At 64.6% G+C, this 21,312-nt stretch carries 18 protein-coding genes; 7 read left to right on the forward strand and 11 right to left on the reverse strand.

The window, feature by feature from the left end:
• Positions 1–3: 3 nt before the first annotated feature.
• From araA to CXQ89_RS09245, 7 genes are all read right to left on the reverse strand, one after another.
• Positions 4–1,515, reverse strand: a complete 1,512-nt coding sequence (araA, locus tag CXQ89_RS09215) for an L-arabinose isomerase (protein WP_104161047.1) — start codon at positions 1,513–1,515, stop codon at positions 4–6.
• 35 nt (positions 1,516–1,550) lie between these two features.
• A complete protein-coding gene (locus CXQ89_RS09220) occupies positions 1,551–2,228 on the reverse strand; it encodes an L-ribulose-5-phosphate 4-epimerase (protein ID WP_104161048.1) in 678 nt (225 codons plus the stop codon).
• Positions 2,225–3,937: a ribulokinase gene (araB, locus tag CXQ89_RS09225; protein WP_104161049.1), complete on the reverse strand. Its 1,713-nt coding sequence runs from the start codon at positions 3,935–3,937 to the stop codon at positions 2,225–2,227. Before araB ends, CXQ89_RS09220 begins: the two co-directional genes overlap by 4 nt.
• A 116-nt stretch (positions 3,938–4,053) precedes the next feature.
• On the reverse strand, positions 4,054–5,079 hold the full coding sequence (locus CXQ89_RS09230) for a LacI family DNA-binding transcriptional regulator (RefSeq protein ID WP_104161050.1): 1,026 nt from the start codon (positions 5,077–5,079) through the stop codon (positions 4,054–4,056).
• 83 nt (positions 5,080–5,162) lie between these two features.
• The gene (locus CXQ89_RS09235) at positions 5,163–6,074 is read right to left on the reverse strand and encodes an aldose-1-epimerase (protein WP_181032282.1); all 912 of its coding nucleotides are present in this window, start codon (positions 6,072–6,074) and stop codon (positions 5,163–5,165) included.
• A gap of 80 nt (positions 6,075–6,154) precedes the next feature.
• Complete coding sequence (locus tag CXQ89_RS09240) at positions 6,155–6,865, reverse strand: ABC transporter ATP-binding protein (protein WP_104161052.1); 711 nt, start codon at positions 6,863–6,865, stop codon at positions 6,155–6,157.
• A gap of 41 nt (positions 6,866–6,906) precedes the next feature.
• Positions 6,907–7,995 carry an ABC transporter permease gene (locus tag CXQ89_RS09245; protein WP_104161431.1) on the reverse strand — a complete coding sequence of 363 codons (1,089 nt, stop codon included), beginning with the start codon at positions 7,993–7,995 and terminating at the stop codon, positions 6,907–6,909.
• 180 nt (positions 7,996–8,175) lie between these two features.
• On the opposite strand from CXQ89_RS09245, the gene CXQ89_RS09250 reads away from it, so the two are divergent.
• Complete coding sequence (locus CXQ89_RS09250; protein WP_104161053.1) at positions 8,176–9,468, forward strand: sensor histidine kinase; 1,293 nt, start codon at positions 8,176–8,178, stop codon at positions 9,466–9,468.
• Entirely contained in the window at positions 9,465–10,106 is a 642-nt protein-coding gene (locus CXQ89_RS09255) for a response regulator transcription factor (protein ID WP_104103552.1), read from the forward strand. The genes CXQ89_RS09250 and CXQ89_RS09255 overlap by 4 nt, the downstream gene beginning before the upstream one ends.
• Before the next feature lie 13 nt (positions 10,107–10,119).
• Here CXQ89_RS09255 and CXQ89_RS09260 read toward each other — a convergent pair whose 3' ends face one another.
• A complete protein-coding gene (locus tag CXQ89_RS09260) occupies positions 10,120–11,838 on the reverse strand; it encodes an alpha-glucosidase (protein WP_104161054.1) in 1,719 nt (572 codons plus the stop codon).
• Between the two features lie 270 nt (positions 11,839–12,108).
• Between CXQ89_RS09260 and CXQ89_RS09265 the strand changes: the two genes are divergently transcribed.
• The 4 genes from CXQ89_RS09265 to CXQ89_RS09280 all read left to right on the forward strand — a co-directional run bounded on the left by CXQ89_RS09265 (position 12,109) and on the right by CXQ89_RS09280 (position 16,783).
• On the forward strand, positions 12,109–13,332 hold the full coding sequence (locus tag CXQ89_RS09265) for an MFS transporter (RefSeq protein WP_237688567.1): 1,224 nt from the start codon (positions 12,109–12,111) through the stop codon (positions 13,330–13,332).
• A gap of 91 nt (positions 13,333–13,423) precedes the next feature.
• Entirely contained in the window at positions 13,424–14,446 is a 1,023-nt protein-coding gene (gene ligD / locus CXQ89_RS09270) for a non-homologous end-joining DNA ligase (protein WP_181032283.1), read from the forward strand.
• A gap of 101 nt (positions 14,447–14,547) precedes the next feature.
• Positions 14,548–15,921 (forward strand): Na+/H+ antiporter NhaA, encoded by a 1,374-nt coding sequence (gene nhaA / locus CXQ89_RS09275; protein ID WP_104161055.1) that lies wholly within the window; start codon positions 14,548–14,550, stop codon positions 15,919–15,921.
• 91 nt (positions 15,922–16,012) lie between these two features.
• Positions 16,013–16,783, forward strand: a complete 771-nt coding sequence (locus CXQ89_RS09280; RefSeq protein WP_104161056.1) for a glycosyltransferase family A protein — start codon at positions 16,013–16,015, stop codon at positions 16,781–16,783.
• Here the strand turns inward: CXQ89_RS09280 and CXQ89_RS09285 are convergent.
• Entirely contained in the window at positions 16,765–17,709 is a 945-nt protein-coding gene (locus CXQ89_RS09285; RefSeq protein ID WP_104161057.1) for an alpha/beta fold hydrolase, read from the reverse strand. The two genes, CXQ89_RS09280 and CXQ89_RS09285, sit on opposite strands and share 19 nt — an antisense overlap.
• A gap of 138 nt (positions 17,710–17,847) precedes the next feature.
• Here CXQ89_RS09285 and CXQ89_RS09290 point away from each other — a divergent pair, with 138 nt between their 5' ends.
• Positions 17,848–18,663 (forward strand): lysophospholipid acyltransferase family protein, encoded by an 816-nt coding sequence (locus tag CXQ89_RS09290; RefSeq protein WP_104161058.1) that lies wholly within the window; start codon positions 17,848–17,850, stop codon positions 18,661–18,663.
• A gap of 42 nt (positions 18,664–18,705) precedes the next feature.
• Here CXQ89_RS09290 and CXQ89_RS09295 read toward each other — a convergent pair whose 3' ends face one another.
• Both CXQ89_RS09295 and CXQ89_RS09300 read right to left on the reverse strand, forming a co-directional pair.
• A complete protein-coding gene (locus CXQ89_RS09295; protein WP_104161059.1) occupies positions 18,706–19,548 on the reverse strand; it encodes an alpha/beta fold hydrolase in 843 nt (280 codons plus the stop codon).
• Between the two features lie 73 nt (positions 19,549–19,621).
• Positions 19,622–21,250, reverse strand: coding sequence for a DASS family sodium-coupled anion symporter (locus CXQ89_RS09300; protein ID WP_104161060.1), 1,629 nt, complete (start codon positions 21,248–21,250; stop codon positions 19,622–19,624).
• Positions 21,251–21,312: the final 62 nt, after the last annotated feature.

Below are 21,312 nucleotides of genomic sequence, written 5' to 3' on the forward strand. Positions count from 1 at the left end.
GCCCTAGAACCCCTGTGCCAGGCGATAGTACGCCTGGTTCATTTTCAATTCGTTGACGAACGCGGACGTGGTGGTGGAGTCATCGATCATAGCCAGTTCCACATCCGCAATCTGCGCGAAATCCTCCCACACTTCCCGTCCCAGGGCCGTGGACATGACGGTGTGGTGCGCGCCGCCGGCGGAGAGCCAGCACTCGGCAGAAGTCTCGAGGTCCGGAGCGGGCTTCCAGACGGCGCGGGCCACCGGAAGGTTGGGCAGGTCCTGCTCGGGCACCACATTCTCCACGAGGTTGGCGGTGAGCCGGAACCGCTCGCGCATATCCGCCAGGGAAACGACGACGGCGGGGCCCGGGTCAGCGGTGAACACCAGACGAACCGGGTCATCCTTGCCGCCGATGCCCAGCGGGTGGATTTCCAGCGCGGGCTTGGAGGTGGTCAGGGACGGGCAGATTTCCAGCATGTGGGCGCCGAGGATGACCTCGCTCCCGGGAACCAGGTTGTAGGTGTAGTCCTCCATCAGGGACGCGCCGCCGGGCAGGCCTTCACCCATGACCTTCGCAATACGGACCAGGACAGCGGTCTTCCAGTCGCCCTCGGCGCCGAATCCGTAACCGTCGGCCATCAGTCGCTGCACGGCCAGGCCGGGGAGCTGCTGCAGGGCGCCCAGATCCTCGAAGTTGGTGGTGAAGGCACCGAAGTTGCCGCTCTCCAGGAAGGAGCGCAGCCCCAGCTCCTGCCGGGCGCCGTAGCGCAGGGACTTGTGGCGTCCGCCGTCGCGCCGCAGTTCGGGAACGACGTCGTACTGCTCTTCGTAGTCGGCAACCAGGGCATCGATGGCCTCTTCGCTCACCGCGTCCATGGCCTCGGCGAGCTCGTTCACGGACCAGGTGTTGACGGAGACCCCGAACTTCACCTCGGCCTCGGTCTTGTCACCCTCGGTGACGGCGACGTTGCGCATGTTGTCGCCGAAGCGGGCCAGTTTGAGGTTGCGGATTTCATGCCATCCGGCTGCGGCGCGTGCCCAGGAATCGATCTTGGCCTGAACGCGGGGGCTGGAGACGTGTCCCACCACGGTCTTGCGGCTGATGCCCAGGCGGGAGGCCATGTAGGCGAACTCGCGGTCACCGTGGGCGGCCTGGTTCAGGTTCATGAAGTCCATGTCAATGTCCGCCCACGGCAGCTCAACGTTGTGCTGGGTGTGCAGGTGCAGCAGCGGGCGCTGCAGCTTGGTCAGTCCGCGGATCCACATTTTGGCGGGGGAGAAGGTGTGCATCCACGTGATGAGCCCGATGCAGGCCTCCGAGGAGTTCGCCTCAAGGATGGTGTCCTGAATGGCATCGGAGTCCTTGAGGACAGGCTTGAACACAATGCGGTAGGGGATGGCTTCGGCGTCGTCCAGCTGGCGGGCAATGTCGGAGGCCTGTTCGCGGACCTGGGCCAGGGTGTCTTCGCCGTAGAGCCCCTGGCTTCCGGTGAGGAACCAGATTTCGCGGGCAGGAATGGTGTCAATGGTCATGATGGTGTCTTTCGTGAGCGGGGTGGGGAGGAACGCTATTTTTGGCCGTATACGTTCTGGTAGCGCTGGTACAGATGGTCAATGTCCGTCTGCGCGATGGGCAGCAGCTCGCCGAGCTGGCGGCTGATGTGAACGGTGCGGGCCACCTCTTCGCACAGGACTGCGGATTTCACGGCGGACCGGGCGTCCTTGCCGATCGTGAATACCCCGTGGTTCTTCATGAGGATGGCGGTGGAACGGTGCCCGTCCAGGATGTCCACGATGCCGCGGCCAATGGAGTCGTCACCGATCAGGGCAAACGGCCCCACCGGGATTTCCCCGCCGAATTCGTCGGCCATCATGGTCAGGACGCAGGGGATGGCTTCGCCTCGGGCGGCCCAGGCGGTGGCGTAGGTGGAATGGGTGTGCACGACGCCGTGGACAGCCGGCATGTGCCGGTAGACGTAGGCATGGGCGTCAGTGTCCGACGACGGCGAGCCCCCGCCGTCGACCGCTGTGCCGAACAGATCGGTGAGGACCATGTTCTCGGGAGTGAGCTCGTCGTAGGAGACCCCGGAGGGCTTGATGACCATCAGATCCCGGCCCGGTACGCGGGCGGAGATGTTGCCTGCGGTCCACACCACCAGTTCGTTGCGGGTCAGTTCGCCGTGCAGATCACTGACCTGCCTGCGGAGCCGGTCAACAGTGCCCAATACGTCCTGAGTGGCCGTCACAGCGCGGGTTCCATTTCTTCTGAGGCGGTTGTTGGGGCATGGCCGGCAGCTGTGCGTTGGATGGCCTTGAGCCGGTGCATGACTTCATTGGCGCCGCGGCCAAAGTAGTCGTGGAGGGTGGTGTATTCGGCGAAGAGCTCGTCGTAGGCGCGAACATTTTCCGGAATGGGCCGGTACACGCCGCGGCGAACCCGTCCCATGGCGGCAGCGGCTGTGCGGACGTCCGGGTACGCGCCGGCGGCAACTGCGGCATGGATGGCGGAACCCAGCGCGGGGCCCTGCTGCGAATCGATCACGGACAGCGGCAGGTTGATGACGTCAGCGTAGATTTGCATCAGCAGCGGGTTCTTTAGCAGTCCGCCGGCCACCACAAATTCCGTGACCGGAACACCGCTGGCGTTGAACGCCTCAATGATGGTGCGGGTGCCGAAGGCCGTGGCTTCCAACAGCGCCCGGTACATGTCCTCAGGCCGGGTAGCCAGGGTTTGTCCCACAAAGACGCCGGACAGTTCGTGATCCACAAGGACCGAGCGGTTCCCGCTGTGCCAGTCCAGGGCCACCAAACCGTGCTGGCCTATGACCTGCTCGGAGGCAAGTTCAGTCAGGTACTCGTGGACTCCGAGGCCTGCTGCGGCGGCCGCGTCCACGTACCGCGGCGGAACGCAGTTGTTCACGAACCAGCCGAAGATGTCACCCACTCCGCTCTGTCCTGCTTCGTAGCCCCAAAGACCTTCCACGATGCCGCCCTGCACAGCTCCGCACATGCCAGGGACTTCAGCGAGTTCCTCGGCGTTCATCACATGGCAGGTGGAGGTGCCCATGATGGCCACCATCTGACCGGGCTGCACGGCGTTGGCTGCGGGCGCTGTGACGTGGGCGTCCACGTTTCCGACGGCGACGGCGATGCCCTCGGGGAGCCCCGTCCAGGCCGCTGCACGGGCCGACAGCGTGCCGGCGGGGGAGCCGAGCTGGCCGATGGTGTGCTCCAGCTTGTCCCGGACGAATCCGGCAAATCCCGGGTTAAGGGCGGCGAGGTAATCCTCCGACGGATACTGGCCGTCCTGGTAAATGCCCTTGTAACCGGCGGTGCACGCGTTGCGGACGTAGGTGTCGGTGAGCTGCCAGACAATCCAGTCCGCAGCCTCAACCCAGTGGTCCATGGCGGCGTACACTTCGGGGTCCTCTTCAAGAACCTGCAGGCCCTTCGCGAACTCCCACTCCGAGGAAATCAGGCCGCCGTAGCGTCCCAGCCAGGACTCACCGCGCCCGGCTGCGAGGGTGCTGATCCTCACGGCCTGGCTCTGGGCAGCGTGGTGGCGCCAGAGCTTTACGAATGCGTGCGGCCGTGTGGCAAATTCCGGGAGCTCATTCAGGGGTGTTCCGTCTTCGATGACGGGAACCATGGTGCAGGCAGTGAAATCGGTGGCGATGCCAATGACGTCCGCGGCATCGACACCGGCACTGCGCAGTGCTGCCGGAACAGCACTCTGCAGCACTTCCACGTAATCCTGCGGCACCTGAAGGGCCCAGTCCGGAGGCAGCCGGACGTCCGAGCCGGGAAGGGTCTGTGTGATGACGGCGTGCGGATACTCATGAACAGCGGAGCCCAGTTCCGCTCCGTCCGAGACCCGCACCACCACGGCACGTCCTGACAAGGTGCCGTAATCGACCCCCAGCACGTACTTCTCGTCCGGTTGGGGGTTACTCATGGTGCCTCCTGGCGCGGGGTCCGCAGAAATCGTCATTGATCAGTCGTGTTAGCGCTAACAATTAGACGTGGGCTGCGTCACGATGTCAAGGGCGGTGATGGTGCGCCTATTCCTCCCTAGGGGCGCGGGGGAGCAGTACTGGCCCGGATGACAAGCTCCGGAAGCGGTATGCCGGGACCCTCCTGGTTGTGCACCGCTGGATCACCGGCCCCGGCGATTTCCTCAAGGAGCAGATCGATGCAGTAGCTGCCCATACGGCGGTAGTCCTGGCGGATGGTGGTCAGCGGCGGCAGAAAGTACGCTGCCTCGGGCTGGTCGTCGAAACCCACCACGCTGATGTCGCCGGGTACGCTGATGCCGCGCTCGTGCAGGGCACGCATGAAGCCCAGTGCCATCTGGTCATTGGCCACGAACACAGCCGTGTAGGTTGCCGCATCAAACTCGAGGCCGATCCGGTAGCCGGATTCCGCCCCCCAGTCGCCGGCTATGGGCGTGGCAGCAGCCAGCCCCCGTTCCTCCAATTCGTCCCGCCAGCCCGCGGCCCGCCGCTGGGCGTCCATCCACTGTGCAGGTCCGGATAAATGGGCAATCGAGCGATGTCCCAGATCGGCCAGGTGGGCCACGGCCATCCGCGCGGCGTGCTCCTGGCTGCCCTCGGGCGCCAAACCGCTGGCTACAATCTCAAGCGGGATTTTCAGTTCCAGGGTGCGGAAGAGATCGACCCCGGCCTGGACGGGAGCCACCACCACAATGCCGTCCGGGGCCTGATTCAGCAGGTGGTTGACTGATTCCACCATGGCGGTGCGGGTCATCTCACGAAGCCCTGCCACGCTGACGAAGTATCCGTTCCGGAAAGCCGCCTCCTGCAGGCCGAGCAGAGTACTCGCCGGTCCGTACTGCTCCAGTTCCGTGATGATCACGCCAATGACCTTGGAGGAGCGGGTGACAAGTGACCTGGCCGCAGCATTCCGCCGGTAACCCAATTCATCTATGGCAGCCGATACCCGTTCCTTGGTGTCCGGCCTGACATTGGGGTGATCGTTCAGCACCCGGGAAACCGTCTGGTGGGAGACACCGGCAACCCGGGCAACGTCTTCCATGGTCGGGACAGGTCGGGACAGGGCGCGGCGTGACGGAGGCATTGATTTCTTCCAGTAGGCACAGCCGGAATCAGCCGGGGGCTGTCATCAGCTGCTGCGGATTGCGGTGGCTGGCTGCCGTGAAACTATCCGGCGCTGATCGAATAGGAGAACCTGTGTTCGTCGCCTGGCTCCAGCACGATCAGATCCGTACCGGTATTGAACGCGTCCGGCGGGCACGTCATCGGCTCAACAGCCATACCGCGCCGGCCGAGTTCTTCACCGGAATAAATCTGCAGCCAAACGGATCCCTCGCGGCCGGCCGGAGTTGAGAGAACCGTCGCCGCGCCGGTGGCGGGATCGCGCAGGGTGACCTGCCAGCCGTCGTCGGGCAATCCCGTGAACGCGTGGTCCAGGCTCATCCCGCCCAGGATCCGGGGCAGCGAGAAATCAAACTCCGACCCAGCGGTTTCCTTCAGCTCCAGCGGCAGGAGCCGGTCATCGGTCATCAGGACCTGTGCTGCCGTGAAGCTGACCTCGCACTCGTCCACGGCTTTGTCTCCCGCAACGAGATACGGATGTGAGGAGACTCCGTAGGGGGCGGCGGTGCGGCCCGCGTTGGTGGCCTGGATCGTCACGGTGAGGCCGCTGTCCGCATCAAGCGAGAACTCCGCCCACAGGTGCAGCTGGTGCGGATAACCGGGCTGCCCGTGCAGCACATTTGTCAGGATCACTGAACCGGCGGACTCCCCGGCGACCTGCCACTCGTCCCACACCACCAGGCCGTGAAGGGCGGTGCCTGTGGATGCCTCGTTGACGGGGACCTCGTAGGTCCGGCCCCGGAAAACATACTTGCCGCCGCCAATCCGGTTGGGCCACGGAGCCAGCGTCTTTCCGGCATAGGCATGCGGCACTTTGTCGGGATCAAAGGGGAGCACCAGGGAATGCCCCCCGTAGGACAGGCTTTGGATCCCGGCACCCACCGTGGCTATTCCAGCCGTGTAGGCACCGGCCTCCAGCGAAATGATCCGGCCATTGGGGCTGATTGCACGATTCAAGGCGATTCCTGTCGGGGCGGGGTTTGAAGGTGCGGAAGGAGCGCATTCTCCGCGCACCTTGGAGTTTACCTGTGGAGACCCTACTCCTGCGCCGCGGCGGACGACATCACAGCGGAGCTGAGGCGGCCGTCGCGCATGCCGGCCACAGCATCGGTCAGCGGCACAAAGTCCATGTCATGGGTGACCATGACCGTTCCGAAGCCAAACTCCCGGGTCAGGTGAACCAGCAGCTTCACGATGCTCTCGGAGCGTTCATGGTCCAGTGCCGCTGTAGGCTCATCCACCAGCATCAGCGCCGGGCTTCCCATGAGGGCACGGGCGATGTTGACCCGCTGCCGCTGGCCGCCGGAGAGCTGGTGCGGGCGCTTGTCCGCCGCGGAGGTAAGGCCCACCAGATCCAACAGGTCCAGTGCCCGCGGTCCGGATGCTGAAGTGCGTTGTCCGCGCAACCGATCAGTGATGATCAGCTGCTCCACCGCCGTCAGCGAGGGCAGCAGATTGGGTTGCTGGAAAATCAGTCCCACCCGGCCGCGGCGCAGGGTGGTGCGGCCGGCGTCGTCCAGCGTTGAAGTATCCACGCCGGCCACTTCGACCCGGCCGGCTGTGGGACGGATCAGGGTAGCGGCCACGGCCAGGAGGGAGGACTTGCCGGAGCCTGAGGGTCCCACCAGGGAGAGTATCCCGCCGGCCGGAACGTTCAGGCTGACATTGTCCAGGGCCTTGAGCGTTCCCCCGCCGTCAGGGTATTCCAGGGTGACGCCGGTCAGTGACAGGGCAGGGAAAACAGACATTGTTGAGTCCTTTCGAGAGGGGCTTGCTGAGGCGGCCATCATTAGTTCCCGCCCAGGGCGGTGAGCGGGTCCACCTTGGTCACGCTTCGGACGGCGAGCGCAGCTCCGGCCAGGCCAAGCAGGACAATTCCCAGAACGGGCAGGACCGTGGTGGCTGCGGTGACGCTGAACGGGGCCAACTGAGCCGCAACAGCGCCGATGCCGACGCCGGCCAGGCCGCCCAGGAGCGCACCGCTGACCAGTACGATTGCGGCTTGGGCGAGTGCATCCCGGAGCAGATAGGACGATGAACCGCCCAGAGCCTTCAGCACTGCGATGTCCCGGGTTCGCTGCACGGTCCAGACGGTCAGGAACGCGACAATCACCAGCGCGGAGATGCCGTAGAGGAACGCCTGCATCAGGAGCAGTGATCCGTTTTCTGAGCGGTAGGATCCGAGTGCATTGAAGGAACCGCGAACGTCGGTGGACACGGTCCGGGCCGATGCATTGGCGGCCTCTGCGGCGTCGGACGCGGCGGTGGAGACGATGACCGTGGCAACGGGGGCTTCCGGCAGGGACGCATCATCGGTGTGGGCCACCTGCTGCCAGGTCTCCAGGGACGCCCAGGCCACGGGGGTGTGGCTGTACCAGGAGTCTTCGGTGACGGCACTTACGGTCAGGGTGCGGCCGCCCAGGGCTACGGTTCCGCCCACCTCCACACCCAGGTCCTGTGCGGTGGAGGCACCGAGGATGACTCCGCCGTCGTCCACGCTTTGGGGAGCCAGTGCGGAACCGGGCTCGACGCCGAAGACGGCCACGTTCGCGGTGGATTGTGCCACCGCCCGGGTCTGGGTAATGCCGAGGGGCTCAGCTCCCTGAACCCCTTCGGTGTTCCGCCAGTCCCGCAGTTGCCCGGCAGTGACCACAGATTCGGTGTAGGAGGCCTTGGCCTCGGTGTTGCCGGGAGCGCCAAAGGCAACGGAGTTGATTCCGTGGTCCTGCAGCCCGGCCACCGCACCGGTGTTTTGGTTGCCCAGCCCGGCAGTCAGCCCGGAAAGCAAAACCAACAGCAGCGAAATCAACGCCACGACGCTTCCCATCAGGGCGAAACGCCCCTTGGCGAAGCGGATGTCACGAAGTGCGAGATACACGGCAGTTCCTTCCAGATCGTCGGCCGGTATGTCCGGCCTGTTGTCCTTGTCTTCCACCGTCCCGCTAAACCGGCACCGTTCCATCGGACGAGCGGTCGATCCGCACCGATTGTTGGGCTGAGCCTGCGCTCCACCAAACGGTTGATGTGCCCGGGATCGGGGGAGCCTAGGCTGGACCATATGAGTGCTGCCTACCCACGGACCGACGGCGCTTCCCCCGGCGACGTGGTGCTGCGGGCACTGCGCATCGCCCTGCACACCGCGTTTGCCGGTCTGCTCCTGCTGGCGGTGATCCAGATGAGCATGACTGCGCAGGCCTGGCCGGTGCGCGCGTGCGCCTATGCGGGAAGTGCGCTGCTGGCCGCTGTGTACGTCGCAGGCACCGTAATTGAGAGCCGGCACGCCTCCACCGGCAGGGGACCGGATCCCCGCCGCTACGGCGCAGCCTGGCTCGCTGTGGTGACAGTGCTGTGGCTGTGCCTGCTGGTCATCAGCCCGGAGTTCTCCTGGCTGGCCTTCCCGTTGTTCTTCCTGGACCTTCAGCTGCTGCGGACCATCCCGGCGCTCGCCGCCGTTCTGGTCACCACTGCCGCCGTGATTCTGGCGCAGTGGGCGCGCACCGGGCAGCCGAGTGCAGCCGCCTTCCTCGGCCCGGTGATCGGTGCACTGTTCGCGGTCGTCATGGGCAGCGCGTATTCATCCCTCCACCGTGAAAGCGTCAACCAGCGCCTTGCGCTCGCGGAGCTGCACCGCACGCGCGGCGAGCTGGCCGCGTCCCAGCACTATGCCGGAGTACTGACGGAGCGCGAACGATTGGCCCGGGAAATCCACGACACCCTGGCCCAGGGCCTGTCCAGCATCGTCCTGCTCTCCCGTGCGGCCGGAAGCGCCCTTGATGCAGGTGACCCGGCGCTGGCCAAAGAACGAATCGGGCTGGTCCAGAGCACCGCAGCGGAGAACCTCGCCGAGGCCCGGAGGTTTGTCCGCGGCCTTGCTGCGGCGCCGCTGGAGCGGGGTTCCCTCGACGCGCGCCTCGCTGCATTGTGTTCGGATACTGCGCGGCGGGCCGCTGCCGGCGTCGGGTCACTGCGGTGCATGTTCCGGGTGGACGGGACGCCGGTTCCCCTGCATCCCGCTTATGAAGCCACTCTGCTGCGGGCAGCTCAGTCGCTGCTGGCCAATATTGAGGCCCACGCCGGCGCGTCCAACGCGGTGGTTACCCTGGAATACTCACCGGACTCCGTGGCGCTGGATGTGTTCGACGACGGCGGAGGCTTTGATCCGGAGGCGCTCCCCACCGGCCCCCGGGCTGACGGCTCGGGCTTTGGCCTGCTCTCCCTGCGCGAGCGGATAGCCGACCTGCACGGCTCCCTGAGCGTGGAGTCGGCGCCGGGCGAGGGAACTGTGGTGGCGTTGCGGCTTCCGCTGGATGCAGCCACGGACTCCGCCGTGATTCCGGGGGCTAACGCATGACCGGCCTCCGCGTCCTGCTGGTGGATGACCACCCGGTGGTCCGGGCCGGGCTGCGGGCCATGCTCGGTGATTTCGACGGACTGGAGGTAGCGGCAGAAGCGGCTGACGGAGCTGCAGCCATCGCAGAGGTGGCCCGCCAGGAAGCCCTGGGTACGCCGTTTGATGTGGTGCTGATGGATCTGCAGATGGGATCCGGCCTGGACGGCGCGGAGGCGACGCGGCGGATCAGGGCAGCGGGCGGTCCGCCGGTCCTTATTCTCACCACGTATGACAGCGACGCAGACATTCTTGCCGCCGTCGACGCCGGCGCCGCCGGTTACATGCTGAAGGACGCGGCTCCGGAAGAAATCCGTGCTGCTGTCGCAGCAGCTGCGCAGGGGCGGACGGCGCTTGCTCCCCAGGTTGCCGGACGCCTGCTCGGTCAGCTGCGCAGTCCGGAAACTACGCTGAGTCCGCGTGAACTGGAACTGCTTCAGCTGCTGGCCGATGGAATGGCCAACCGCGCGATGGCCCGGCAGCTCTTCATTTCCGAGGCCACGGTCAAAACGCATTTGGTGCACATCTACGAAAAGCTCGGCGTGGACAACCGTACGGCTGCCGTCAATGAAGCGCGGAAGCGGCGGATCATCCGGCGCTAAGAGCCCAGCGGATTCAGACCCGGGCAGTGGGGGAAACCCGCGTCAGACGGTGCACTCGGGCTTCCCACGGCCGCAGCACCTTGGGGTCGCCGGGTTCCCTGTAGTTACCCAGCACCAGTTCCGGACCGCCCAGATAGGCGGGCACGGGAAGCAAACCGGCGGAGACGTTGCACATGATGGTCAGTTCCTCGTTGCCCAGGCGGCGCCGGAAGGCAAAAAGCTGCGGGTCGTTGGGTTCCAGCATTTCAAAGTCCCCCAGGGATACCACCAAGGATTCGTGACGCAGCTGGATCAGCCGCTGATAGTAACGAAAAATTGACTTTTCGGAGGTCTTGTCCGCCGCGGCGTTAACGGACCGGTAATTGGGATTGACGTCGATCCAGGGTTTGCCTGCACTAAAACCCGCATTGGGGGAGTCATCCCACTGCATGGGAGTTCGGGCGTTGTCACGGCTGACCTTTCCCAGTGTGTCCAGCACATGTTCCTCGTTTATGCCCCTGGCGACCGCGTAGTCATAGTAGGCGAGCGATTCCACATCCCGGTACTGGTCCAGTGACGTGAAGCCGGCATTGGTCATTCCGATTTCGTCGCCCTGGTAAATGAACGGCGTGCCGCGCTGCAGATGGATCACCGTTGCCCACAGGGTGGCTGATTCATATCGGTACTCGGCGTCATCGCCGAAACGCGACACCGACCGGGGCTGGTCGTGGTTTCCCACATAGAGGCTGTTCCAGCCGCGGTCCGCCAGCGAGCGCTGCCACCGGTTCGCGATCGTCTTGAAGTCGCGCAGCTTCATGGGCAGGTGGTCCCACTTGCCGCCCGGCCCGTGATCCAGGCGCATGTGCTCGAACTGGAAGACCATGTCCAGCTCCCCGCGCAGGGAGTCGGTGAACAGCACCGCCTCCTCCACCGTCACGCCGTCGGTCTCTCCCACCACCAGATACTCGCTGGTCCGGAAATCGAAGACCGCCCGCATCATCTCCTGGATGAACTCGTGCACCCGGGGACCGGAGACGTAGAAAGGAGCCCCGTTCGCGTACATCCCGCCGCTTCCCACCGGGCTGTCCGGCAGGGTGGGCCGTTTGGAAATGAAGTTGATGGCGTCCATGCGGAACCCGTCAATGCCCCGGTCCAGCCACCAGTTCATCATTTCGTAGACACGGGTACGGACGCGGGTGCTTTCCCAGTTCAGGTCCGGCTGGTGGGGACTGAACAGGTGCAGGTAGTACTGCTCCGTTCGGGGGTCATATTCCCATGCGCTGCCGCCAAAGATGGATCCCCAGTTGTTCGGTTCGGCGCCCGGGTTATCGGGAGAGAATCCCCGCCGCGGATCCCGCCAAAAGTAGGAGTCCCGCGACACGTTGCTGCGGGATGACGATGAGACCACAAAGGCCGAGTGCTCATCGGAGGTGTGGTTCACCACCAGGTCCATGATCAGTTTCATGCCGCGCCGGTGCACTTCGGCCAGCAGATGGTCGAACTCCTCTTCGGTGCCGTACAGGTGGTCGATGCGCCGGTAGTTGGAGATGTCATAACCGTTGTCATGCTGGGGAGACTGGTGGATGGGGGAGAGCCAGATGACGTCCACCCCCAGCTCGCTGAGGTAGTCCAGACGCTCAATGACACCCGTGATATCGCCGATGCCGTCCCCCGTGCTGTCCGAAAAACTCCGGGTGTAAATCTGGTAGACGACGGCGCTGGTCCACCATGCCGGCAGATACGGGTTCCTCATGGGGCGGCGGTCCTTTCGCAGGCCGGATGGGTAGAAGTTTATGTCCGCGGCAGCTCACCGAACAGGGAAGGGGAGTCTTGCGGCGTCTGCTGCCCGGAGAAAACCTGCGGCCGGTCCCCCCGCAGGCATGAGAGAAGAGCCACACTTACCGGTCTTTGTTTCACTCTCGATTTTCGGGAGGCGTAACGTTGTTCCGCCGGTTCATCAGGGGCCTGCCCGGCACAATATCCTTCTCACCATGACCCCGGGACAAGACAACAGGAGTATGCGGTGACGCGCGGCGTTTCGGAATCCGGCCAGAGACTGTGGACCAAGGGGTTCGTCCTGGCCATTATCACCAACTTTTTCCTCTCCCTGGTGTTCTACCTATTGATGACCACCATGGCGCTTTATGCCGTTGAGCAGTTCTCCGCCTCGGACAGCGCCGCCGGTTTTGCCTCCGGCTCCTTCGTCATCGGGGCTCTCGTGGCCCGGGTTTTCAGCGGAAAGTTCCTGGACTTCATCGGGCGGAGGCGCCTGCTGCTGGGCGGCCTGGCGGTTTTCACGGCGGCCGCCCTGCTCTATCCGCTGGCGGACAGCCTGGCCGTGTTGCTGGCCATCCGGCTGTTCCACGGTGCTGCCTTCGGTGCAGCCAGCACTTCCATTTCCGCGTCCGTCATGGGTCTGATTCCGGTCCGCCGCCGCGGAGAAGGCACCGGGTACTTCGGCATCTCCACCACACTGGCCACCGCCGTCGGCCCCTTCCTGGCCGTGCTGATTGTGGACACCATGACCTACGATTTCCTGTTCCTGACCAGCGCCGCCTGCGCAGCCCTGGCCCTGGTTGTTGCCCTGATGCTTCGGCTGCCCGAACGCACGCCGACGGCGGCGGAACAGGCGCGTAAGTGGCATCTTCGCTTTGCGGACATTCTGGATCCTGCAGCCTTGCCCATTGCCTCCGTGATGTTTGTGGCAGGTGCCTCATACGCCGGCATCCTGACGTTCCTGAACTCCTATGCCAAGGAGGAGAATTTGGTGAGCGCAGCCAGCGCCTTCTTCCTGGTGTACGCCGCCGTGGTGCTGCTTTCACGGCTGTTCATGGGACGGCTGCAGGACAAGTACGGGGACAACGCCGTCATTTATCCAACGCTCGTCTCCTTTGCCGCCGGCCTGGCCATGCTGGCCTGGGCACCCAACGGCCTGGTGCTGGCAGCGGCAGGAGTGTTTGTGGGCATCGGCTTCGGTGCCCTGGTTCCCACCGCCCAGGCCATCGCCGTGACCATGGCGCCGCCGCACCGCATTGGCCTGGCAACCTCCACCTACTTCATCATGATGGACGCCGGCGTCGGCCTCGGCCCGCTTGCCCTGGGTGCGCTGGTGTCCGTCACCGGGTTCCACGGCATGTACTGGCTGCTGGCCGGGTGCATCTTAGCCGCCACGGTGCTCTACCACTTTGTCCACGGCCATAAGCGCTACCGCCGCAGCACTGAAGTGCCGGTTGACGTACCTGCCTGACCTGCCCCCGTCTGACCCCCGGCAGGCAACCGGCGCGTACCCACCGGCGCCGAACCGTGACGGCACCGGCATTTCCGAGTAGGTTATGGCCATGGCCGGCAAAGCAACCACCCTGACTGTCCCTGGCCCCCACGGCGAGCGCGAGATGCGCATCTCCAGTCCGGACCGCGTGCTGTGGGCCGAACAGGGGCTAACCAAGCTTGACCTCGCGCATTATGTGGCGGAGGTTGGTGACGCCTTCATCACCGCCAACGGTGACCGCCCGGTGTCACTGCAGAGATTCCCGGAAGGGATCGACGGCGAACAGTTCTTCTCGAAGAACCCGCCAAAGGGAGCACCGGACTTCATCCGCGCCGTCACCGTGACCTACCCGAGCGCCCGGTCCCACCCGCAACTGGTGCTCGACGAGCCTGCGGCTGCCGTGTGGGCCGTGCAAATGAACACTGTGGTGTTCCACCCCTGGCCGTCCCGGGCTGAGAACACCGACAATCCGGACCAGCTGCGCATAGACCTGGATCCGCAGCCCGGCACCGACTTCGACGACGCCGTTCCCGCCGCGTTTGAGCTGCGTGCGGTCCTGGCCGAAGCCGGTCTGGAAGCATTCATCAAGACGTCGGGCAACCGCGGCCTTCACGTTTATGCCCCGATCACCGCCGACCACGAGTTCCTCGACGTCCGGCACGCAGTCATCGCGGCGGCACGTGAGCTTGAACGCCGCATGCCGGAGCACGTCACCACGGCCTGGTGGAAGGAAGAGCGCGGCCAGAAGATCTTTGTGGATTTCAACCAGGCCAACCGGGACCGCACCATTGCCGGTGCATACAGCCCGCGGGCGCTGCCGCATGCACCGGTGTCCACTCCGCTCCGCTGGGATGAGCTGGAGAAGGCTGACCCCCGGAAGTTCACCGTCCTCACAGTCCCGGAACGCCTGCGAACGGTGGGGGACCCATGGGCAGACATGGGCTCCAGCCCCGGCAGCATTGACGTGCTGCTGCAGTGGTGGCAGCGGGACGTGGACGACGGTCTGGGCGAGATGCCGTTCCCGCCGGATTACCCCAAGATGCCCGGTGAACCGATGCGGGTCCAGCCCAGCCGTGCACGCAAAAAGGACTAGCCGTGCACGCAAGAAGGCTTAGTTTCCCGTAAAGTGGAGCGAAGGTGCGCCGGGAAGTCTGGTCGGCAACAACATTGTCGACCGCTTTTTCAGGAGCTTTCATGCCGTCCAACACCTCACCGGAGCCTCAGTCGCCCGGATCCAAGACCTCCGCTGACCGCCCCGGCGTCCTGAGCCGCGGCAGCTACAGCGAGAAAGTCCGCATCGGCGAGATCCTGCGCAAGGAAACCGTCGGCGGCATGCTGCTGGTGGCGGCCGCACTGATCGCCATCGTCTGGGCCAATTCACCGCTGTCGGACAGCTACTTTGCGCTGCGTGACTTTGAAATAGGTTACGAGCCGTGGCATCTGCAGCTGAGCCTGGGCGCCTGGGCAGCCGACGGGCTCCTTGCCGTGTTCTTCTTCCTCGTGGGCCTGGAACTCAAGCGGGAGTTCGTCGCGGGCGACCTGCGGAACATCAGCAAGGCCATTGTGCCGGTGGCGGCTGCCGTGGGAGGTGTGGTGGTCCCGGCCGCGATCTATGCCGCCATCAACTGGGGTCACCCCGAAAGCCTGAACGGCTGGGCCATTCCCACCGCCACTGACATTGCCTTCGCCGTTGCCGTGCTCGCCATCATCGGCTCCCACCTGCCGTCCGCCCTGCGGATCTTCCTGCTGACCCTCGCCGTGGTTGACGACCTGCTCGCTATCACCATCATTGCCGTCTTCTACACCGAAGACCTCGAAATCACGCCGCTGCTCCTCGCCGTCGCCGGTCTTGCCCTCTATACCTTCCTGGCGCAAAAGTACCGCCGTTTCTTCGGGCTGAAAGCCTCCGCCGCGTGGTTCATCCTGCTGCCGATCGGCGTCGTCGTCTGGGCTCTGGTGCATGCCTCCGGCATCCACGCCACGGTGGCCGGGGTGCTGCTGGGCTTCGCGGTACCCGTGATCCGCAGCCAGGCCAGCGGCGGTCCTGAGGCAGGCCCCGGCCTCTCGGAGATCTTCGAACACCGCTTCCGCCCGCTCTCGGCCGGATTTGCGGTACCGGTTTTCGCGTTCTTCTCCGCCGGCGTCGCCGTGGGCGGATGGGACGGCTTCATGTCCTCGCTGACCGATCCCATCTCGCTGGGCATCATTGCCGGCCTGGTGCTGGGTAAGCCCATCGGGATCCTGGGAACCACCTGGCTGCTCACCAAGCTCACCCGCGCCAAGCTGGATGCGTCCTTCAACTGGGTCGATCTCTTCGGCGTGGCGGTGTTGGCCGGTATCGGCTTCACGGTCTCGCTGCTGGTTGCGGACCTGAGCTTTGGCCACGGCACCATCCCCAACGACCACGCCAAGGTGGGCATCCTGGCGGCATCGATCGTGGCCGCACTGCTGGCTTCCCTGGTGCTGACGCCGCGCAACCGGCACTACCGCACCGTCGAGGCGGAGGAAAACGTCGACGCCGATGCCGACGGCGTTCCCGACGTCTACCAGCAGGGCCGCCAGGGCTGAGGCCCCGCGTCAGGGAGAATTACGGGTCCGAACGCACAGAACGGGCAGGGGCATATCCGCCGGGGACGGACGCCGCTACAGTCGGAGCACCATGCCGACTATCTCTGTGGTTATCCCGTCCCGCAACGACGCCACCATGCTCGCTGCCTGCCTGGCTGCGCTCCAGCGGCAGACACGGCGGCCGGACGAGGTGCTGGTGGTGGACAACGGCAGCACCGATGACACGGCGGCCGTCTGTGCTGCTGCCGGCGTTCGGCGCCTGTTCCTGTCGGTTCCCGGAATCGCCGGAGCAACAGCGGCCGGGTTCGACGCAGCCTCCGGCAACCTTTTGGCCCGGCTGGATGCCGACTCGGTTCCGCCGCCTGATTGGGTTGAGCGCGTCGAGAGGATCCTGGTTGCCCAGGGTCCCATGACTGCGGTGACCGGACCGGGAGATTTTTACGGCGGAAACCGTCTCACACGCTGGATTGGCGAGAACATTTACATAGCGGGCTACATTCACGTCGTGGGAGCGTTCCTGGGCCACCCGCCGCTCTTTGGATCCAACTTTGGCATGTCCGCTTCGATGTGGGCGCAGCTGCGCCCGCTGGTGCACCGGGACCTGCGCCGGGTCCATGACGATCTGGACCTGAGTTACCAGATCCGCCCCTGGATGTCCGTGCTGTACGACCCGACCCTGCGGGTGGGAGTTTCAGCCCGTCCCTTCGACAGCTGGAGCGGGCTGAAGCGCCGCGTTGTCATGGCCTGGCAAACTTTCGACCTGGATTTCCGCGCCGAATCACCGCGCGTCCGCAGACGTGCCCGCCGTCGTGCCCGCCAACAGACCGGAATCGCTCCGCCGGATCAACCCGCAGAAGCATAGAGCGCCAGAAGGTCACGGCTGAGCTGGTGCGGCGCGTCCTCACAGGGTCCGTGACCCGCGCCGTAGGCGGCAAAGCGGGCGCCAATGGATTCAGCGAACGAGTAATGCAGATATTGCGGCCACACATCCGCGCGGCCCACAGCCACCAGCTTGGGCTGCGGAGCCGCCTTGAGGGCGGCACGCAGGTCCGGTGACCGCTTCATCAATCCCACAATGTCCCGGAGCGAGTCATTCCGCGTGTAGTCAAAGCGGTGACTGATGAAGTCCATGCGGGATGCCGGCACCCCGACAAAGTTCTTGCGGATGCCCCAGACGATGAGTCCGGCCTGCATCTTGTCATTGACCAGGGGGCTAAACCTGCCCACCCGGCTCACGGTGCGGAAGCTCTGGCCCGGAACCGGAGGACAGCTCAGCAGGCACAGGGAACGGAAGAGGTCAGGACGGCGGGTGAGGGCAATCTGGGACACGATGCCGGCAAAGGAGTAGCCCAGCACATGCGCCGGCCCGCTGAGGGAATCCAGGACGGTTAGGACGTCATTCACGAACAGGTCATATTCGTAGTGGCTCTGCGGCGGCGTCAAGTTCTCCGGTCCTGCCCCGGCTGACTCATACTGCCCGGCCAGGTCGAAGCTGATGACGTAGTATCCCGCAGCAGCCAGTATCGGCATCATGAGGGAAAAGTCTTCCTTGGATCCCATTGCTCCGGGCACCAGGACCACGGGTGGATCTGCCGGCGCTCCCATGGTCCGCATGGCCAGTGTTCCGCTGGGCGCTGAAAAGGGGCGGTCAACAGATCCTGCCGGGGGCGTTGCCCAGTCGATCTCTCCCAGCTGGGCATCGAGCCGCTGGGCGTCGTCGAGAAGGACCGGATGTGCTTTGAGAGCACCCCGGCCTCCGCGCACCCGTGCCAGGTTTCGCCATGCCATACGCCACAGTAACCACGGAGCATGGCCCGGGGGCAGGGAGGACGACCAAAAGCCGGCTGTGACCGCCGGTACTTCCGTGCGGGAGTGTGGCCCCGAAGCAGATAGAATCATTGTCCTGCCCGGATAATTCACGAGGAGATGACGTTGAAGTTTCCCCCCAACAAGTACGTCTACCGCAGCATCGTTTTGACCGGGATCGCCTCGACCAAGGTCTTCCGGATACCCGTCCTGCCCTCCGGCCTCGAAAACCTTCCCCGTGATGAAGAGATCCACGGGCTGACCCGGACAGCTGTTCCCGGCAAAGGCGCGGTGGTGGCCATCACTCATTTCGGTTATCTGGATTTTGTTTTCGCCGAGTATCTGGTGTGGAAGAAGCTCCGGGCACACATGCGCTTCCTGGTCACCAAGAAAGCGGCACGTAAACCCTTCGTCAAAGCCGTCTGTGAGATGTGTGAGCACATCATTGTGGACCGGTCCAACGGCGCCGCCGCTTACACCGAGTCCGTCGAGGCCCTGCGCCGCGGCGAGTATCTTGCCGTGCTCCCCGAAGCCGGCGTCAGCCGCAGCTTCAGCGTGCGTAAGCTCAAGACGGGTGCGGTCCGGATGGCAGCCGAAGCCGGCGTACCCATCATCCCCGTCTCGGTCTGGGGCAGCCACCGCATGCTCACCCGCGGCGGACACGGACTGAGCCTGAAATCCGTGTGGAAGAACCCGGTGCGGATCCATGTCAGTCCGATGATGCGGGTTTCCCCTGATGCGTCGGTACCCGAAGCAACCGAGCTGCTCCAGAAAACCCTCCAGGCCGGCATGGACCACTGCATCGACACCTATCCGGTGAAACCTGAACCGGGCGCCTGGTGGATGCCCGTCAGCCGCGGCGGCAGCGCCATGACCGTGGAAGAGCAGCTCGTCCTGGATGAACAGGACCGGGAGAAGTACAAGATCACCGGCTAGCCGTCCGGCCGCTGCAGTTCCTGTTCAGCTGGACTTCCTGTTTCAGCTGTCCAGGAAGTCCAGCAGGGCGGCGTTAACCTCGTCGGCGTGGGTCCAGAGCAGGCCGTGCGGCGCATCCTCAACCTCCACGTAGCGGGCGTCGGGAAGCGCCTCCGAGAACGGACGGCCGGTTGCGTCGATGGGAAGGATGTTGTCGGCAGTGCCGTGCAGGATGAGGACCGGAAGCCCTGATTCCCGGACCTTCACGACGTCGTCCCGGAAATCCGTAAGCCAGGACGGCACCACGGCGTATGCCGCCCGCGGCGCGCTTCCCGCGGCCACGTTCCAGCTGCCCCGGACGGCCTCTTCGCTGATGCGGGTGCCCAGGTTTTCCGGCAGGTTGTAGAAGTCGGAAAAGAAGCTGTTGAACCAGGCAAACCGGTCTACCTGGGCGGCCGTTGCGATACCTTCAAAGACCTCGGCCGGCACACCGGTTGGATTGTCATCGGTCTGCAGCAGGAACGGTTCAAGCGAGGCGAGGAAGGCCAGGCCGCCGATTCTCTCGGTGCCGTGCCGGCCAACGTAGCGGGCGAGTTCCCCGGTGCCCATGGAGAAGCCCACCAGTACCACGTCCCGCAGGTCCAGTTCATTGATGATCGTGGAGAGATCATCGGCGAAAGTGTCGTAGTCATAGCCGGAGTTCGGTTGGCTGGACCGTCCGAATCCGCGCCGGTCATAAGTAATCACCCGGTAGCCTCCGCCCAGAAGGGCACGGGTTTGCCGCTCCCAGGAATCTCCGTCCAGCGGATAGCCGTGGATCAGCAGCACCGGCCGGCCGGACCCCTGGTCCTGGTAATGGAGGTTGATGTCTCCGGTGTTCTCGGTCCCTACAGTGACATGGGGCATGGCTGTTCCTTTCGAGGGTGACGTCATTTCGGGCTGGTGAAGACTGCAGTGTCCTGACTTTGCGCTGCGGGAGTTAACCGCCAATTCCTACGACGGCAATCATCACGGGCACGAGGGCAATAATGAGGACGGCTCCAAGAATGTCGAAGAACAGTCCGGTGCGGATCATCCGCGTGATGGGTACGGCGCCGGTTCCGTAAACGATGGCATTCTGCGGTGTGGACACCGGCAGCATGAACCCGAAGGACGCGGCGAAGGTGGCTGCCAGAGCCGGCACAAAGGGGTCGACGCCGATGGCCTGGCACAGGGGGATTACGATCGGCACGATCACCGCGGCGGAAGCGGTGTTGGACGTGGTTTCCGAGATCAGGATGGCCAGGATTGCGGAGAACGCTGTGATGGCCACGATGTTGGTGATGTTCAGGTTCTCCGAGGCACCCTTGCCGATCGTCTCGGCAAGGCCGGTGGAGGCAAGCAGCGCACCGAAGATAATGCCGGTTCCGAAGAGCAGGATGGTGCCCCAGTCGATCTTGGCAGCGTCGGACCAGGTCAGGGTGGCCTGCCGCTGCTTCCAGTTCACGGGCAGGATAAACAGCAGGGAGGCGCCGAGGACGGCCACAATTCCTTCATCCAGGCGGTCGTCCAGGAAGATGTACGCCTCGGATTCCGTGCCACCGATCAGGCTTGCGACGGCGGGGGCCAGCCACAGGGTGACGGTCACGCCGAAGGCTATGAGCGTGTTGACCTCCGCGCGTGTCATTTTTCCCTGGGCCTCGCGCTGCTCGCGCACATAGTCTTCCACTCCCTCCAAGCGGCGGATTTCCGGCTTGTTCAGCAGCAGCATCACCAGGGACAGCACCACAAACATCGCCAGGCACACGGGTGCGGCAATGGCCATCCACTGGGCGAAGGAAATGCGGACACCGGTTGCTTCTTCGATCAGTCCGCGGCCAATGAGGTTCGGTGGCGATCCGACAGGCGTGAGCAGTCCGCCCACGCTGGCGCCATAGGCCAGCATCAGGAGCAGGGCGGCACCGACGCGCATCCGCAGCGGATCGAAATCAGCTTTGACGATGCCCCGGTCCTGCATCAGTTTGGCGATGACCACCAGCACGCCCAGCGCGGTGGGCATCAGCATGGCGACCGTGGCGGTGTTTGAAACGAAGGCCGACAGCAGGCAGGTAATCACACCGAAGGCGATCACCACCCGATAGGTGGATTTCCCTACCCCGGGCGCGGAGAGCACGGCAAAGGCCAGGCGCTGCGCTATGCCGTGCTTGAGCATGGCCTGCGCCAGGATGAAGGCGCCGATGAAGGTGAAGATGGTGGTGGATCCGAACGGAGCCAGGACGGCGCTGGCCGGGGCCACGCCCAGGATTACGATGGCCGCGACGCCGATGAGCCCGCCGATCGGGATGGGTACGGGTTCGCAGATCCACAGGACAATGACCCCCAGCAGAATTGCGGCGAGCATGTGCTGCTGTAGATCCAGGTTTAGGGGGAGCAGGGCGAAAACGACGGCGACGACGGGGGCCAGGAACAGGCCGGTGGTTTGGCGGACGCGTTCAAACTTCTCCTCCCGGGGCGAGAGCGTCTGTTCGCTGAGGCTGCGGAAGGTGGTCCCGCCCAGAAGCGCTGCGCGTACATCTGTGCGTTGCGGGGCGCCCGAATCTTCGGTTGGAGCCGGCTGTTGCGTATACACAATCGGGGTCCTTCCTCGTTGAATGCGTTCACTATGGCGTAGTACCTTGCGCTGCGTCCAGA

It is taken from the genome of Arthrobacter sp. ZGTC212 (genome assembly GCF_002929255.1).
Lineage (GTDB): Bacteria > Actinomycetota > Actinomycetes > Actinomycetales > Micrococcaceae > Arthrobacter_B > Arthrobacter_B sunyaminii.

What these genes read in the sequence shown, in the direction of transcription:
- CXQ89_RS09230 (WP_104161050.1), bottom strand. Translation starts at nt 5,079, where the DNA reads ATGCCTCCGTCACGCCGCGCCCTGTCCCGACCTGTCCCGACCATGGAA.
- CXQ89_RS09255 (WP_104103552.1), top strand. Translation starts at nt 9,465, where the DNA reads ATGACCGGCCTCCGCGTCCTGCTGGTGGATGACCACCCGGTGGTCCGG.
- araA (WP_104161047.1), bottom strand. Translation starts at nt 1,515, where the DNA reads ATGACCATTGACACCATTCCTGCCCGCGAAATCTGGTTCCTCACCGGA.
- CXQ89_RS09240 (WP_104161052.1), bottom strand. Translation starts at nt 6,865, where the DNA reads ATGTCTGTTTTCCCTGCCCTGTCACTGACCGGCGTCACCCTGGAATAC.
- CXQ89_RS09250 (WP_104161053.1), top strand. Translation starts at nt 8,176, where the DNA reads ATGAGTGCTGCCTACCCACGGACCGACGGCGCTTCCCCCGGCGACGTG.
- CXQ89_RS09285 (WP_104161057.1), bottom strand. Translation starts at nt 17,709, where the DNA reads ATGGCATGGCGAAACCTGGCACGGGTGCGCGGAGGCCGGGGTGCTCTC.
- CXQ89_RS09295 (WP_104161059.1), bottom strand. Translation starts at nt 19,548, where the DNA reads ATGCCCCATGTCACTGTAGGGACCGAGAACACCGGAGACATCAACCTC.
- CXQ89_RS09280 (WP_104161056.1), top strand. Translation starts at nt 16,013, where the DNA reads ATGCCGACTATCTCTGTGGTTATCCCGTCCCGCAACGACGCCACCATG.
- ligD (WP_181032283.1), top strand. Translation starts at nt 13,424, where the DNA reads ATGGCCGGCAAAGCAACCACCCTGACTGTCCCTGGCCCCCACGGCGAG.
- araB (WP_104161049.1), bottom strand. Translation starts at nt 3,937, where the DNA reads ATGAGTAACCCCCAACCGGACGAGAAGTACGTGCTGGGGGTCGATTAC.
- CXQ89_RS09260 (WP_104161054.1), bottom strand. Translation starts at nt 11,838, where the DNA reads ATGAGGAACCCGTATCTGCCGGCATGGTGGACCAGCGCCGTCGTCTAC.
- CXQ89_RS09290 (WP_104161058.1), top strand. Translation starts at nt 17,848, where the DNA reads ATGACGTTGAAGTTTCCCCCCAACAAGTACGTCTACCGCAGCATCGTT.
- nhaA (WP_104161055.1), top strand. Translation starts at nt 14,548, where the DNA reads ATGCCGTCCAACACCTCACCGGAGCCTCAGTCGCCCGGATCCAAGACC.